The sequence below is a fragment of the Helcococcus massiliensis genome, from assembly GCF_900258485.1.
GTDB lineage: Bacteria > Bacillota > Clostridia > Tissierellales > Peptoniphilaceae > Helcococcus > Helcococcus massiliensis.
Window position 1 is genome coordinate 288,962 of the sequence record NZ_OGVE01000003.1, and the last position, 14,911, is coordinate 303,872.

15 protein-coding genes are annotated in these 14,911 nt (G+C 29.4%); all 15 read right to left on the reverse strand.

The window, feature by feature from the left end:
* Positions 1-15: 15 nt before the first annotated feature.
* The 15 genes from C4Q29_RS04595 to C4Q29_RS04675 all read right to left on the reverse strand — a co-directional run bounded on the left by C4Q29_RS04595 (position 16) and on the right by C4Q29_RS04675 (position 14,887).
* Positions 16-927: a hypothetical protein gene (locus C4Q29_RS04595; RefSeq protein WP_103981638.1), complete on the reverse strand. Its 912-nt coding sequence runs from the start codon at positions 925-927 to the stop codon at positions 16-18.
* 8 nt (positions 928-935) lie between these two features.
* Positions 936-1,631, reverse strand: a complete 696-nt coding sequence (locus tag C4Q29_RS04600) for an ABC transporter ATP-binding protein (RefSeq protein WP_103981639.1) — start codon at positions 1,629-1,631, stop codon at positions 936-938.
* The gene (locus tag C4Q29_RS04605) at positions 1,628-1,978 is read right to left on the reverse strand and encodes a GntR family transcriptional regulator (RefSeq protein ID WP_103981640.1); all 351 of its coding nucleotides are present in this window, start codon (positions 1,976-1,978) and stop codon (positions 1,628-1,630) included. Before C4Q29_RS04605 ends, C4Q29_RS04600 begins: the two co-directional genes overlap by 4 nt.
* 125 nt (positions 1,979-2,103) lie before the next feature.
* Positions 2,104-3,471, reverse strand: coding sequence for a DNA repair protein RadA (gene radA / locus C4Q29_RS04610; RefSeq protein WP_103981641.1), 1,368 nt, complete (start codon positions 3,469-3,471; stop codon positions 2,104-2,106).
* A 1-nt stretch (position 3,472) separates the two neighbouring features.
* Positions 3,473-5,869 (reverse strand): ATP-dependent Clp protease ATP-binding subunit, encoded by a 2,397-nt coding sequence (locus C4Q29_RS04615; RefSeq protein ID WP_103981642.1) that lies wholly within the window; start codon positions 5,867-5,869, stop codon positions 3,473-3,475.
* Complete coding sequence (locus C4Q29_RS04620; RefSeq protein ID WP_103981643.1) at positions 5,866-6,510, reverse strand: hypothetical protein; 645 nt, start codon at positions 6,508-6,510, stop codon at positions 5,866-5,868. Before C4Q29_RS04620 ends, C4Q29_RS04615 begins: the two co-directional genes overlap by 4 nt.
* 9 nt (positions 6,511-6,519) lie before the next feature.
* Positions 6,520-6,978, reverse strand: coding sequence for a CtsR family transcriptional regulator (locus C4Q29_RS04625; RefSeq protein ID WP_103981644.1), 459 nt, complete (start codon positions 6,976-6,978; stop codon positions 6,520-6,522).
* A 231-nt stretch (positions 6,979-7,209) separates the two neighbouring features.
* Complete coding sequence (locus tag C4Q29_RS04630; protein WP_103981645.1) at positions 7,210-8,247, reverse strand: hypothetical protein; 1,038 nt, start codon at positions 8,245-8,247, stop codon at positions 7,210-7,212.
* On the reverse strand, positions 8,247-8,570 hold the full coding sequence (locus C4Q29_RS04635) for a hypothetical protein (protein ID WP_103981646.1): 324 nt from the start codon (positions 8,568-8,570) through the stop codon (positions 8,247-8,249). The genes C4Q29_RS04630 and C4Q29_RS04635 overlap by 1 nt, the downstream gene beginning before the upstream one ends.
* A gap of 237 nt (positions 8,571-8,807) precedes the next feature.
* On the reverse strand, positions 8,808-9,182 hold the full coding sequence (locus C4Q29_RS04640; RefSeq protein ID WP_103981647.1) for a hypothetical protein: 375 nt from the start codon (positions 9,180-9,182) through the stop codon (positions 8,808-8,810).
* A gap of 44 nt (positions 9,183-9,226) precedes the next feature.
* On the reverse strand, positions 9,227-10,516 hold the full coding sequence (locus C4Q29_RS04645) for an HlyD family secretion protein (protein WP_103981648.1): 1,290 nt from the start codon (positions 10,514-10,516) through the stop codon (positions 9,227-9,229).
* Positions 10,513-10,980: an AraC family transcriptional regulator gene (locus C4Q29_RS04650; protein ID WP_103981649.1), complete on the reverse strand. Its 468-nt coding sequence runs from the start codon at positions 10,978-10,980 to the stop codon at positions 10,513-10,515. Before C4Q29_RS04650 ends, C4Q29_RS04645 begins: the two co-directional genes overlap by 4 nt.
* Before the next feature lie 249 nt (positions 10,981-11,229).
* Positions 11,230-11,544, reverse strand: a complete 315-nt coding sequence (locus C4Q29_RS06380; protein ID WP_200813125.1) for a hypothetical protein — start codon at positions 11,542-11,544, stop codon at positions 11,230-11,232.
* Positions 11,545-12,299: 755 nt separating this feature from the next.
* Entirely contained in the window at positions 12,300-12,602 is a 303-nt protein-coding gene (locus tag C4Q29_RS06385) for a hypothetical protein (protein ID WP_200813126.1), read from the reverse strand.
* 59 nt (positions 12,603-12,661) lie between these two features.
* Positions 12,662-14,887: a peptidase domain-containing ABC transporter gene (locus C4Q29_RS04675; RefSeq protein ID WP_200813122.1), complete on the reverse strand. Its 2,226-nt coding sequence runs from the start codon at positions 14,885-14,887 to the stop codon at positions 12,662-12,664.
* Positions 14,888-14,911: the final 24 nt, after the last annotated feature.

The window sequence follows — 14,911 nt, forward strand, 5'->3', positions numbered from 1 at the left end:
ATATATGAGTTAATATTAAATTTCTATCTTCTTTTCATACATGTAAGAACTGTAAATATATAGGATTCCAGACATTAGTAAAGTCGCTATTAATTGTATTACTGCTTTACCAGTAACAGTTATTAAATTATGTCCTTCTGGATAACTAATTTCCACACCAAAACCTGTACCTATTTCCACACCAAAACCTGTATCTAAGATGGTTCCTGAGAATGAATAGATATCTCCATTAAGAATGAGAGTAAATACGTAATTCCATACAAAATAGAATATTAAAGTTATTAGCACCCATAAGGCTGAATTATTTCTTTTGCTTCCGATTTTATTCGCTGAAACTATAGCTGAATATATCACTAATATTACTAATAATGTGCTTGCAATACCTAAAACCGCATAAAATAACAAGTTTAAAATATTATCCCATCCTGCAAATGTCATTTTGCTTACAGCTTCCTTCAAATATCCAAAGTTTTTAGAAAACGCCTCTTTTTCTCCTCCATTAATCATGACTATTGATAGGTTTATGAAGAATAAAACCAGATTCCATATTCCTAATATAATTGGCATAAGAATAGCCCAAACAAAACCTACTATAGTCTTTGCACCTATTATTTGATAGCCATTGTATGGTATAGAAAAAGTAAAATAGGCTTGGTCATCGTAAATATCTCTTTGTAATATTGAACCTAGTTTAATATAGTAGGCAAATACAGTGATTATTATGATAATCGTAAAAACTATACCAAGTGTATTTGTTAAAGCAAATGTAGTTGGTGTTGGTGATAAGTTATTATCACCCTTGATAAAATTACTTATAATACCTGTTAAAAAACCTTGAATTAAAAAAGTAGCTCCCATTAAAATTAATATCAATTGTAAAAATTGACGGCGAGTATTTCTAAACTCGTATGATAACAATTTTCTCATCATTCCTCCTATGATAGATATCCATACATATCTTTATAAATTTCAGCAATGGACTTAGATTTTTCCATTCTTAACTCTTCCGCATTGGACTGTAAGATTATTTCACCCTTTGAAATAAAGATAACTTCATCAAATAAGGATTCCATTTCATCAATCAAATGAGTAGTAATGATTAAAAGCTTATCTTCGCTAATATTTGAAAATATAGCCTTCATAATCATATCCCTAGCAAGTAAGTCAACACCTGCTATAGGCTCATCTATGACAAAGATATCTGCATCTCTAGATAAGATAAGAGCCAAGTGAAACTTTTCACTCATACCCTTTGATAGGTCTGAAACCTTACTTTCAACATCTAATTGCATAAGTTTTATTAAATCATCAAATTTTTTAAGGTCAAAATCATCAAAAAACTTTTTATACAAGTCCCTAGCTTCTTTTAATTTATAGTCAGTAGGAATGAATGGCTTGTCAGGCAAATAGGATATCCTAGCCTTTGTTTCACTTCCTACTTCGTGGTCAAATACAGTGATTTTACCCTTACTTGGTTTTAGGTAGCCTTGGATTAATTTTAAGAAGGTTGTTTTACCTGAACCATTTGGTCCCAAAATTCCAACTACCTTACCACCAAATATCTGTGTATTGATATTATTCAAAGCTCTTACTTTTCCATAAGACTTGCTTACATTTTCAAATTTAATCATAAGCTCTCCTTGATTCTATTTATTATTTCTTCTTTTTCATATTTCATGCTGACTAATTTATCGACTAAGTTATTGATTTCCTTGTCTAAATAATCATATTTTAACTTATTTATTGTGTCGGGATCTTCATTTACAAAATATCCAATTCCTCTTTTGGAATAGATATAGCCTTCTTGTTCAAGCTCTGCGTAGGCCTTTTGACCTGTATTGGGATTTACCATCATATCTTTGGCATAGTCCCTTATAGAAGGTAGCCTATCTCCAGGCAGGTAGCTTTCATTGATAATTCCCGCTTTTATATCATCCATGAGCTGGATATAGATAGGTTTATCATTTTCAAAATCCATAAGCCCTCCTTTGTATTAGTGTTCTACTTATATAATACACCAGTATAGTGAATTGTCAAGTATTTTTTTAAAAAATAAAAGATAGTATGAATGCATGAGCATCTCATACTATCTTTTTTCACTCATCAAGCAAAAACATCCCTAATAATTTCATTCAAATTATCAAATTGTTTTACCTTTAGATTTTTTATTTTACTTAAATCAATATTAGTCTTAGCTATATAGGCTACTTCAAAGCCAAGCCTGTCTAATTCTAAGAGTCTTTTTTCTAAATCAGGTACCCTCTTCACTTCACCCGTCAAACCTATTTCTGCTATAAATACAGTGGAATTTCCTATAGGTTTTTTCTTTATCGATGAAACTATAGACATGATGATAGCTAAGTTTACCGATTGCTCTGATAATTTCAAACCACCAGTAGTTTTTAATATTACATTTTTATCATAAAGGCTAAAATCTGCTCTCTGCTCTAGGATGGATATTAAAGTGTTTAGCTGGTCCTTCCTCAAGGAGTCCCCTATCCTTATTGGATATGGGGTGAATGATTGGGATACCAAGGATTCAACTTCTACTGATAAGATCCTACTTCCTTCTTTGATCACAGCTATGGCAGCACCTTCAATAGGTTTGTCTCTTGTTGTAATAAAGTATTCTGAAGGGTTCTTTACTTCTTTTAATCCTTCTTCTTCCATATCAAAAAGACCAATTTCACCAGTATAACCAAACCTGTTTTTTGTAGTCCTCAAAACTCTCAACTGGGAATCACTTTCTGCTTCTAAAATCAAAACTGTATCAACTAGGTGTTCTAGGGTCATGAGACCAGCCATTTCGCCTGATTTGGTCATATGACCAACCATGATGGCTGCCCTAGGTTTTTTAGCCGACTTACATTTGTCTACCAAAGCATTGGCACATTCTATAGTTTGGGTTGGAGTACCTGGCCTTTGGGCATATTCATCAAGAGCAAGTGTTTGAATGGAATCTAAAAATATAATATCTGGATCTATATTGTCAATTTCAAGCAAGGCTGCATCCATAGAATTGGTGGATATTATAAATATATCTTCAGGAATTTCCTTCATAATTCTTAAAGCTCTAGACTTTATCTGGGATGCTGACTCTTCTCCTGAAATATAAAGAATGGTCTTACCAGATTTGGCCAACTTGTTGGCAAGTTCCAATAGCAGGGTTGACTTACCTGCTCCTGGCTTGGCAGTAAGGATAGAAACCGAGTCCCTGACTAGGCCCCCACCTATGGTTCTGTCAAATTCTTCCACACCTGTTATGATTCTTTCAGAATAATCCACAAGAACCTTATTTAATCTTTCAGATTTTTTTCTTTCCGTTTTAACTTGGGCCTTATTTTTACTATTTTTTTCTACTACTTCTTCTACAAGACTGTTCCATGCACCGCAGCTTGGACACTTACCTGCCCAAGCTATTGTGGATTCTCCACATTCGGTACATGTGTAGATAGTTTTTGTTTTCGCCATATTAAGCCAACTCTAATTCATTGATAGCTATCTTGTCTGCTCTAGAAATAATTGAAATCATCTTATCCTTAGATAAGGTATTTTCCAATATTTTTTCAGCTATCAAATCTTCTATTTCGGTCTTTATAGCCCTATCAAGAGGTCTTGCACCATAGCTTTCATCAAAGCCTAGTTCAGCTATTTTTTCTGCAACCTTTTCGGTATATTTAGCAGAATAACCCATTTCCTCAAGCCTATCAATTAGCTTATCAAGTTTCAATTCTACTATCTTCTTGATATCTTCTTTGTTTAATCTGTTGAATACGATTATGTCATCAATTCTATTTAAGAATTCTGGCTTAAAGAGGTTTTTCAATTCTTTATTTACTATTTCTTTAGTTTTTTCATAATCTGTTTTCTCTGATTCTTCAGCTGATTCAAAACCTATAGAATTTTTCTTTGATAACATGCTTGCACCAGCATTTGAAGTCAAGATTACTATGGTGTTTGTAAAGTCAACTTCACGACCTTGGGCATCTGTCAACCTACCCTCATCCAATATTTGAAGCAAGATATTGAATACATCTGGGTGGGCCTTTTCAATTTCGTCAAATAGGATTACTGAATAAGGGTTTGATCTTACTTTTTCAGTTAATTGACCACCTTCATCATAGCCTACATATCCTGGAGGTGAACCTATTAGCTTGGCAACTGAGTGTTTTTCCATGTATTCTGACATGTCTATTCTGATTAGTGAATCTTCATCTTCAAATATTTCTTCAGCTATTTTCTTTGCCAAATATGTTTTACCTACCCCTGTAGGTCCTACGAAAATGAAGGTACCTATTGGACTGTTTGGATCTTTTAGACCAACTCTAGCTCTTTTAATAGACTTAGATACTGTGTTTACAGCATCATCTTGACCTATTACTAGTCCCTTAAGATTTTTATCCAAGTCCCTATATCTTTCATTTTCTTCCTGACTTAATTTTGTCACAGGCACCTTAGACCACTTAGAAATAATTTCTCTTACCTTATCCAAAGTAATTGTTTCTAGGTAATCAATTGTACCCTCTGCCTCAGAAGCTTCTTTGGCTTCATTGTATTCAAAGATTTTTCTTTCGATTTCTTGTAGCCTATCTCTTATATAGGCTGCTTTTTCATAATTTTGTGTATTTATAGCTTCTTCTTTTTCTGCATTTAATCTATCAGCTTCCTTATGCAATTTCACCAACTCTTCAGGCAATTCAAAAGAATCAACCTTTAGATTTGAAGAAGCCTCATCTATAACGTCAATAGCCTTGTCAGGTAAAAACCTGTCCACTATATATCTATCTGCTAGTTTTACAGCCTCTTCTATAACTTGGTCTGATATTTTTATCCTGTGGAATTTTTCATAAAAAGGTCTTATACCTTTGATAATATTTATGGTCTCTTCAACACTTGGTTCTTCAACCATGATAGGTTGCAATCTTCTTTCTAAGGCATTTTCCTTTTCAATTATTTGCCTATATTCTGAAATAGTTGTTGCACCAATTATTTTTATATCACCCTTTGTAAGATATGGTTTCATGATATTTGAAGCATCTAGTGAACCTTCAGAAGATCCAGCTCCTACAATGGTATGGATTTCGTCTATAAATAGGATAACATCATCCATTTCCGCAACTTCTTTTAGGGTATCAGAAATCCTTTTTTCAAAGTCACCCCTATATTTGGTTCCCGCAACCATAGATGCCATATCCAAGGATATGATTTTCTTATCTTTTATAATATCTGGTACATCACCCTCAACTATTTTTTTAGCAAGACCTTCAACTATAGCTGTTTTACCAACACCAGCCTCACCAATTAAGATTGGATTGTTTTTTGTACGTCTAGTTAAAACTTGGATAATCCTTGAAATTTCTTCTTCCCTACCTATTACACCATCAATTTTTTTAATAGCTTTCCCAGTAAGGTCAATACCAAACTTGCTTAAGTTTGAATCTGCATTGTCCCCAAGGCCACCACTTCTATTTTGAACATAGTAGTTTAAAATCATAAATACTTGTTGGGGGTCTACATTGGTATCAACTAAAATATCTTTCGCGTTAGATTCTGAAGTAAGTAAGTTTAATAAAAGAAGCTCTTCAAAAGTCATATTGTTGTAGTTTTTTCTTTTTAATAAAACAACATCATCAAGTATAGACTTTAGAAGTTGTGAAGTCCCTTCTATAGTCGAAGATTTATCTTGGTCTGGGGACATTTCAATAAATTCTTTTATAAGCTCATAGTCAGCTCCCGCTGTAGCTAGGGCCTTTGATTCCAAGCCACCAGTCTTAAGCAGGGCTAAAAGAGCATGCTCTGTATTTACTGTTTTGGCTCTTAAATCCCTAGCCTCATCAGTAATTTTTATCATCAGTTTTCTCATATTCATGAACTTTCACCTTCTTTTTCTAATTTACGTATAATCATTATTTTCTTATTCATGGCACGAAGCTCATCTCTAGCCCCTGCTGCCTTCATGTATTCTTCCTCTTCTATATGCTTGAACAATTCATTTCTCTTTTTATCAATTGATTTTTGAATCATCTTTACTTGTCTTTCCAAGCTACTTTCATTTGAAGAATAATATTCCCTATTTAAATCCTCAGTCTTTCCAAAAGTTTCAAATGGATTATATTTTGCATTATCTTTTTTAGCAAAGTCTGACCTTCTATCTTCTGCCATCTTGTTGAAAATATCTTCTATATTGGCATCTGAAAAATCAAAATTTTGCTTAGTAAAGTCCATTTGATTTGATTTGAATTTATCCATATCTATTTCGCTCATATCAACATCTTCTAAAAATGTAGATAAGAAGGTATTAAATTCTTCCTTGTTGTTTTGCATAAAATCAAACATTTGCTTTTGAATTTTTTCTGGATCTATATTACCATCTTCATCTTGGATATTTTCCATCATGGCTTCAGTTTGTTCCCTATAGCAATCCATGCAGATGCTTAATTTCTTCATTTCTCCATTAATCATCATATAGACTTCCATATCAGCATCTTGTCCACAATTAAAACATTGCATAATTACCTCCTATCTTAGTAGGGCTAGCAAGATATTTTTGAAAATATCTGCCCTCAACTTATTTCTATCTTTCATATCTACATGAGCTAGGGCATTGTCATCTAAGCTATGGATAATGATAAAGGCTTCACTTTCGCTTAAGACCTCATCATCCACCAAAGACCTAACTACATGTTTTACTTTATCTAGGGTAATGGTATCTTTTATAACTTCGTTAAGAATATTATTAATTAACTCATTTTCACTTAATTCTAACTTTATTATCTTTATATACCCACCACCGCCTCTTCTACTCTCTACATAATATCCTTTATAAGGAGTAAATCTAGTAGTTAAAACATAATTTATTTGTGATGGGGCGCAATTAAACTTTTGGGCTAGCTCATTTCTACCTATCTCTATAAATTCTATATCTTCACTTGCTAGCATTTCCAAGAGAAATTGCTCAATACGTGTTGTTAGTCCCACTTCTTCCTCTTTCTATTTTACCTTCTTTGACTTTCTAAATAAAAAATAAGGTAGACCTAGTCTACTAAATAAATTTTACCATCTTTTACCTTTCTTGTAAAGTCTGGAGCTGATATGTTGAAAAACATTGAACAAAAAGAAGAACTAATGCCTCCAAGCTAATTATGTATAAGCTATAGGGGATCAGTTCACTTAAGCAGTTATTCTATAGTTTTGTATCTGTATTTCCATTCATCGACTAATCTTATATAAGATTTCATTAAATATATAATCTTTATAAAATACAGGATAATCGTAATAATAGATGTATTTTTTTAAATCATTAATTTTCTCTCTACCTATTAGGTAATTTTGAAAATGAATTAAGGAATTTTTAGTTTTTATTAAATCAATAATTGATTCATTTTCTAGATCTATTATCTCTTTTATCTCTTTTCTTGTGTAATCATAACTATAATCCAAGTATGATTCTTCATCATATTTTTTTCCTAAAATTCCTATTAAATAGTAAATATTTTTTACTTTTACATCTTCCATTAAAGTAATATTATTTTCTCTTATTAAAACCCTTTTTATAATATCGTCAAGGTATTTTATATCAATTAATTTTACCTCTTCTACAATGGCGTTTTTATTAAGCGAAATTAATATATCAAGTAAATATTCTTCATTAAGCTCCCTAGTTTTCAATAAATCACTGGCTATAAAATAATTATTTTCTTTAATGTAAAAAAAAGAAAGTAGTTTTTCTATAATTTCATTTCTTCTATAAACTATAAATAGTGAATTATATTGAATATCTTCGTATATAAAACTTGGTAAAATCATCCCTGATATTAAAATTATTACTTCTTTTAATATAAATATATCCATTCTATTTAATAAAAATATTAAAATAATAGCTGCTATAAATTTAGAAACATATTCAATATAAATTAATTCTAAAACTTTTTTATCTAAGTTGTTTTCTATATTAACAAATAAATTTCCTGAAAGTTTATTAAAATATAATTCACTTTTATATAGTAATTTAATAGGAGCAAACTTAATTTTCCCATCATAAGAAAAGGGATATAATATTAAATAGTTAATCTTTTTATTGATGATTATATAAATAAAAATTTCTAGCAATGCTTGTGTATAGTATAAAAATAATAGCATTAAAATAAGCAAACTAAATCCGAATCTCAAATTATACTTATTTAATAATGCTAGTGCTATATAGCAAAAAGTTATTGATAGAATAGATGCTTTTACTTTACTTTTCATTAGTAAAACAATCTTTTATTCCAAACTACCCACAGTCCAACCGTTGAAGCCATAACAGCCGCACCTATTACAATCGGATTTCCTGATAGTGCTGATATTTTCGCAGTAAGACTTGGAAAAAATATTGACGCTTGTTTCCATGTCATTTTAGCTAATTGTGCATTCGAAGGTATACCTGCCATCATTCTATTTGCATATGAAATTCCCATTTTTGTTAAAATTCCGTTTATGTTATTGGCGAAATTTTTTGCATCTCCACCTTCCAAATACACCATCTCTTCTTGTTCTATCTCTAAATAATTTTGTGGTAATACTAATTCCATATCTTCCTCCTTTTTAATTTAATAGTTTATAAATTTATATTTTTTAACTGTACTATTTTTTCAATTCAAATATGAGCAATGCAATCAGAAATAATAAAACTAATACTATATTCGCAATTAGCAGCATTTTTCTTATATTAACATCAAAACTTTTATAAAATAAAAATGTAAAAGATGAGATGCACATTATTAATATAAATGAATAGAATAATATTTTTTCAAACGCCTTCATTTTAATCACCAAAACCAGTTAAGTCTGTTATTATTCGGATTAAGATCATAGCTATCCCATAAATTAGCAACTACATCTCCTACACTCATCCAACCTGAAAATTTTAATAAATTTCCAACTATCGTTCCTGTTATATAATTAGCAGCTCTTACTCCAAGCCATTTTTTAGTTACATTGAATATTTCGTTTTTTACAATAGTTTTTCCATTTCTAGCAATATATCCTCTGAGTAAACTTATTGTTCCACCACCAAGTAAAGCATTAAAAGCCATATTTATAGGTGCACTTACAACCCATTTGTATAAACTTAATCCCCCTTCCAAATACACCATCTCTTCTTGTTCTATCTCTACATAATTTTGCGGCAATACCAATTCCATATTTTTCTCCTTTTTAATTTAATGCTTAATATTTGTTCTTGTTGCTACTTTGATTTAAATCTCAACTTTTCTAAAAAATAATCTAAGTAACTTTCTTTATCATATATAATCCTAGCTTCAACAGGCATAGAAATTAATAAAGAAATTTCATCTCCCCCTTTTTTTAACTTTTTGTCTTTAACTTCTATAGTAGCTTTATAAAAGCTACTATTTCCTTCTTGTGATTGTGTAGTAACTAATCCATTTTCTATTGATTTTATTTTTCCTTTTAATGTCCCATACTTATATTCATTAACTCCTATTAATGAAAGATCTACATCTTGTCCAATTTTCACTTTAGAAATATCAAATAAATTTATTAAGGCCTCAATATGATAATTATTTTCTTTAAGTTCAGAAATTTCAGCTAGAGTTTGATTTATTTGTATATTAACTCCTTCTTTTATAGGATTTATATAATGAATATATCCGGATTTGGGAGCTAGTATTTCATAATTTTGGTCTCTTTTTTCTAAAACTGATATATTCATTTTTATCTCGGCATCTATTTTTTCAATATTCTTAAGGTCATTTCCAATTTCATTAATAAACTGAAAATAGATTTGCTTGGATTGACTTGGGCTATTACTGTTTTGTCTTTCTAATTGAGCTATTTCTTCTTTTAAACTTTGTATTTCAGATTCTAAAGACTCTATATTTGTTTTATATTCTTGATATTGTGCTTCTAGATCTGACTCTTTATGAATATCATTGTTTCTAGCTAGTTTTTTTAATTTATTTGATAAATAATCTTTCTCGAAAGTCTTTTCATTAATCTTATTTTCTTTCTTTTTTATATCTTGAATGGTAAAAGCTTGATTCTTCTTTTCAGTCTCCATAGCTTGCAAATAGTATTCTACTTTACCATAATATTCTTGCTCGGTGCCTAAATCTTTTAAGTGATTTTTATTTTCATCTAATGATTTTCTATATCTATCTAAAAGTTTTCTTTTTTCAATATTTTTATCTAAAACTTTTTCATATTCTTTTCTTTGAGTGTTTTCTTCTCCATTTGATATGCCCAAAATGAGAGTCCCTTCTTTTACCCAGTCTCCCTCTTTTGCTATAATTTTTTTAACTGTCCCATTAATATTAGAGGAAACATAAGATATATCCTTATCAGAAACTTGTCCATTTGCCCTTACTATATAGGTTTTTCTAACTTTGCTTGAAATAAATACAAATAATATTAATAAAAATAAAGCAAAGTAAATAAGAATAGTCATAAACTTAGCTGGCTTTTTATCAAAAAATATTCTTGAATTTTTTAATTTTTCTTTATTGTATAATTTCATATCATTTTTACCGGTTTAAATATATCCATAACAATATGATCTTCCGACTCCTCTATAGAAACCATATAAATATCACCTCTTGTTATGATGTCTTCTTCGTATTCATATATTTCTAGTTTATTAAAAGCTAATTGTAAATACTCTGGTTTACCTTCATATCTAATATATAAACAATACTCGACAACAACTTCATCTAATACATTAAATTGATTTTTATACTGTTTATAATCGTGAGCTTGAATATACAAATCATAATCTGATGTGATGTCTCCATTTTCAGAAATTTTTACACCTTTATTTCTTATGATTAAAGGCCCAAAGGTTTGAGCCTTCAAAATCTGAATATTGTTATAGAATTTATTAATTTCAATATCAAGATTTTCAAATGGAATTAAGTCCAAAGTCTTATTAATTACTTTCTTTAGTATTAATTTTTTATTTTGCTTTACCACTAATCTTGGCATTATTTTCCTCCTTCAAATCGGGGTTAAAGCTAAAGTTTGACGTCCTTAAAAGTATTATTAAGCACGTCAAAACAATTGCTTTAAAATTAAGTTTTAATCCTATTTATCTGTAAAAAAATAAATATTTGTAAAACTATTAAAAAAAATAAAGTATATTCAAATAATGTTAATTTAGAAATTCCTAATCTATAAATGATTAATATTGCTATCAATATTATCGATAATATACTAAATATTTTTTTAATCATTTTAAAAAATATCCCGTGTTCCTAGTGCAAAAATAACAGCAGCACCAAGACCTAATGTTCCTACTTTAGCCCATGAAGGCAATAATATAAAAGCAGCCTTGGCACTAGTTCCCGTTTTAGCAACCAATGACCAAAATCCTATACCAGGATTATTCTTTATAACATTTTTTATAAAATTTGCTGTGCCAGCCATACCTGCAACAGCAGCTAATCCTGTAAGATTTTTTAATACCTGTTTAGTACTCCATCCCCCATCCAAATACATCATCTCTTCTTGTTCTATCTCTACATAATTTTGTGGTAATACTAATTCCATATCTTCCTCCTTGGATAATATTATTTTTTATGATATTGATATTCTTATATGTAGATTATTATTTCAAAATCATTTACTTTTATTTTTTTAATAGTGCTATTGATATTCTAAGATACATCTAACAATTGAATATCATCTATTTTCCCATTTACTTTTATCGCATAATTCTTTTTATTATAACGTCTCATTAAAACGCATATTAATTATTTTGTTAAATGATTCTATTAAAAAATATCATTTATTAAATAAATCGAAAGTACTTATAAGTGTAGCTCCGAAAACAGAGCCAAAAATTACTTGCATTATTTCATTAAGATCTATTAGTAAAGAAATAATAATTAATAAAATAATAACGGACACGTTAATAATAATTTTATTTTTCTTAAATAGTTTTAATACAGTATAACTAATTATTAAAGATATTAAGCCAATAATTAAGTTAGAATATCTTAACCCATCCATCATGTTTACCATCCCTTTTATCTAATTTTGTTGCTATATTACTTGCCAGTCCCGAAACTCCACCACTTACAATAGTTTTTAACCAAGTAGCAGCTAGTGTGTTTCCAATTTTTTATTCGTTCTTGTTATTTAATAACACAAATGTTATAGCATATAAAATATTTAGTGTTGAAATTAAAATTAAAAAAATTATTATTTTAGGTATTCCATCAACAAAAAAATATAGAGCGGTCAGCAATATATTTACTATAAATAGTACACCTAGTCTATTTTTTATAGTTTCTCTTTTCATACTACCAAGACCTAAATATATCTATCGCTTTATAGACTGAATAATAAGATAGCCCAGTGTTTGTGGCAATGAATCCTGCAACTTTTGCTGCACCTAACTTTGCTACGAACTTACCAAAAGTCATCCCCATTATTTTTGCACCTAGCCAAAATTGTCCTGTTGTTAAAGCTGCTGTCAAAGCTGCTCCCGAAATAGCTATAGCTCCTAATAATAAAACTTTATCAGAATTCGACATCCCTCCATCCAAATACATCATCTCTTCTTGTTCTATCTCTACATAATTTTGTGGTAATACTAATTCCATATCTTCCTCCCTGATTAGCATTATTCTTTATGATATAAATCATAAAATTAGTGACATTCTTACATATATGTTATTATTTCAGAATCATTTTCAATTATAATTTCTTTATAAGTTTCATCGAATTTATAATTCTGAATTTTAACCATATTAAAATAATCTTTTTGTGCACTTATTAATTCTTCATGGCTTCCTAACTCTTTTATATCTCCATTTTTTATCAAGCAAATCTTATCGCAATTTACTATTGTTGAGATCCTATGAGCTATTATAATTACTGTCTTGTTTTGAATTTTGTTAAATATTAAATCTTGTATAATCTTTTCGCTAAAGGAGTCGAGATTTGATGTTGCCTCATCAAAAATATAGATGTCCGAATCAGATAATAAGGCTCTTGCTATTGCCAATCTTTGCTTTTCTCCACCCGATAAATTTCCACCTTTTTCTTCAATAAATGACATATACTTATTTTGAAGTCTATCAATGGTATCGTGAATGCCAACCATCTTACATACAGAAACAATTTCTTCGTATGTAGCATTTTGATTACCTATTTTAAGATTATCTATTATAGTTCCTGAGAAAAGTTCAATTTCTTGAGGAATATATGATATTTTATTTCTTAAAAAGTAAGCATCAATATCAGATAAGTCATTTTCTCCAATCGATATTTTTCCTTCTTTTACATGAATGAACCTTAATAAAAGTTTTACAATGGTTGATTTACCAGCCCCACTATCACCAACGAAGGCAAACTTTTCTCCTTGTTTTATCTTAAGGTTGAATTCATTTAATAAATTTGGCCTTGCTCCATAAGCAAAAGTTACATTCTTAAATTTAATGTCTTTTTTTAGATCAACATCTTTTATTGAATATTCCATATCTTCATCTTCTCTAGTCAAATCCATCAGTTCATTTAATCTAGATATAGCAATAGATGATTCTTGAAAGGTTAATTGAAGACTTACCAAATTTTGTACTGGTTCTGTAAAATATTGACTAATGGATTGAAAAACAATCAAATCTCCTATAGTCATTTTTCCATCAATAATAAACAAAGCACCTATTCCCATAAAAATAAGTCCACCCAAAGTATTAACTAAAGACGAAATTGAGCCTTGTATATTAGATAGGACTCCCTCTTCATAATCTATTTTTAAGGTGGAGACAAATTTGTTTTCCAAGTTTTCTAACTGATTACTCTCATCATTTAAAGCTTTGACTGTATTAATATTTTGTATGGATTCAATTAATTGTGAATTAAGAATTGAACCCGCTTCCATTTGTTTCCTATTTATTTCTTTATATGGCTTTTTAAATATATAAATCAATATTATATTTATCAAAACCATAGAAAATAAAATTAAAAATAATTTAGCATTTATTTTAAGCAACACTATAGTGCTTATTAGAGATAAAATCAGATCTAATATTAAAGAAATTGATACCGTTGTAAATATATCTTTTACAGTCATAGCATCTTGAAATCTTGTAATTATATCACCTGTTTTTCTCGTTGAAAAAAATGTATAAGGTAAGTGTATGATGTGATTGTAATAACCCATAAGCACTGGAATATCAATTTTCCTTGATAAAAATAAAAGTATATGCTGTCTAAATGCAGATAAAAAAGTCTGTAAAATTGAAACTAGTCCAAAAACTATCAAAAATATATACAAAGTATTTTTTAATTTGTAAGGAATAATTTCATCCATTAATATTTTAGAAAAGATGCTTGAGAATATCCCTAACATACTTAGTAAAGCTGATGCTAATATAACGGTAATAAATATATTCTTTTGAGGAAATATCAATTGCTTAAATATATTAAACATCGATCCAGATCTATACTTTTTCACCTCGAAATCTGACCTTGGAACCATAAAAATAGCTGTTTCTAAAAATATATCTTCTAGTTCTTTGAATGATATTTTCTTTATCCCGACTGCCGGATCATCTATTATAAATCTATTATTTCTAAGTACTTTATGAAGAACAATAAAATGATTTTCTCCACTTTCAGTTTTAACTTGAAGTATTGCAGGTAAAGTTATTTTATTGTTAAAATCTTTTAAGCAAACTCTAACAGCTTTTACATCAAAATTTTCTTTTTCTAGACCATAAACAATTCCCTTAACGGTTATACCATACATGTCTGTTCCAATTATTTCTCTAATCTTCATAATGCTATATTCTTTTTTATAACTTTTAAGAACTGTTGATACAACCGCTGCTGCACAATCAGATTGATCATGTTGCAAGGTTGATGGAAATTTTCTAAACATCATTATTCTTCGCCTCTTTAATGTTAT

Coding starts and splice junctions, on each gene's coding strand:
- C4Q29_RS04675 (WP_200813122.1), bottom strand. CDS start 14,887: ATGATGTTTAGAAAATTTCCATCAACCTTGCAACATGATCAATCTGAT.
- C4Q29_RS04645 (WP_103981648.1), bottom strand. CDS start 10,516: ATGAAATTATACAATAAAGAAAAATTAAAAAATTCAAGAATATTTTTT.
- C4Q29_RS04640 (WP_103981647.1), bottom strand. CDS start 9,182: ATGGAATTGGTATTGCCGCAAAATTATGTAGAGATAGAACAAGAAGAG.
- C4Q29_RS04615 (WP_103981642.1), bottom strand. CDS start 5,869: ATGAATATGAGAAAACTGATGATAAAAATTACTGATGAGGCTAGGGAT.
- C4Q29_RS06380 (WP_200813125.1), bottom strand. CDS start 11,544: ATGGAATTAGTATTACCACAAAATTATGTAGAGATAGAACAAGAAGAG.
- C4Q29_RS04630 (WP_103981645.1), bottom strand. CDS start 8,247: ATGAAAAGTAAAGTAAAAGCATCTATTCTATCAATAACTTTTTGCTAT.
- C4Q29_RS04635 (WP_103981646.1), bottom strand. CDS start 8,570: ATGGAATTAGTATTACCACAAAATTATTTAGAGATAGAACAAGAAGAG.
- C4Q29_RS06385 (WP_200813126.1), bottom strand. CDS start 12,602: ATGGAATTAGTATTACCACAAAATTATGTAGAGATAGAACAAGAAGAG.
- radA (WP_103981641.1), bottom strand. CDS start 3,471: ATGGCGAAAACAAAAACTATCTACACATGTACCGAATGTGGAGAATCC.
- C4Q29_RS04595 (WP_103981638.1), bottom strand. CDS start 927: ATGAGAAAATTGTTATCATACGAGTTTAGAAATACTCGCCGTCAATTT.
- C4Q29_RS04605 (WP_103981640.1), bottom strand. CDS start 1,978: ATGGATTTTGAAAATGATAAACCTATCTATATCCAGCTCATGGATGAT.
- C4Q29_RS04650 (WP_103981649.1), bottom strand. CDS start 10,980: ATGCCAAGATTAGTGGTAAAGCAAAATAAAAAATTAATACTAAAGAAA.
- C4Q29_RS04620 (WP_103981643.1), bottom strand. CDS start 6,510: ATGCAATGTTTTAATTGTGGACAAGATGCTGATATGGAAGTCTATATG.
- C4Q29_RS04600 (WP_103981639.1), bottom strand. CDS start 1,631: ATGATTAAATTTGAAAATGTAAGCAAGTCTTATGGAAAAGTAAGAGCT.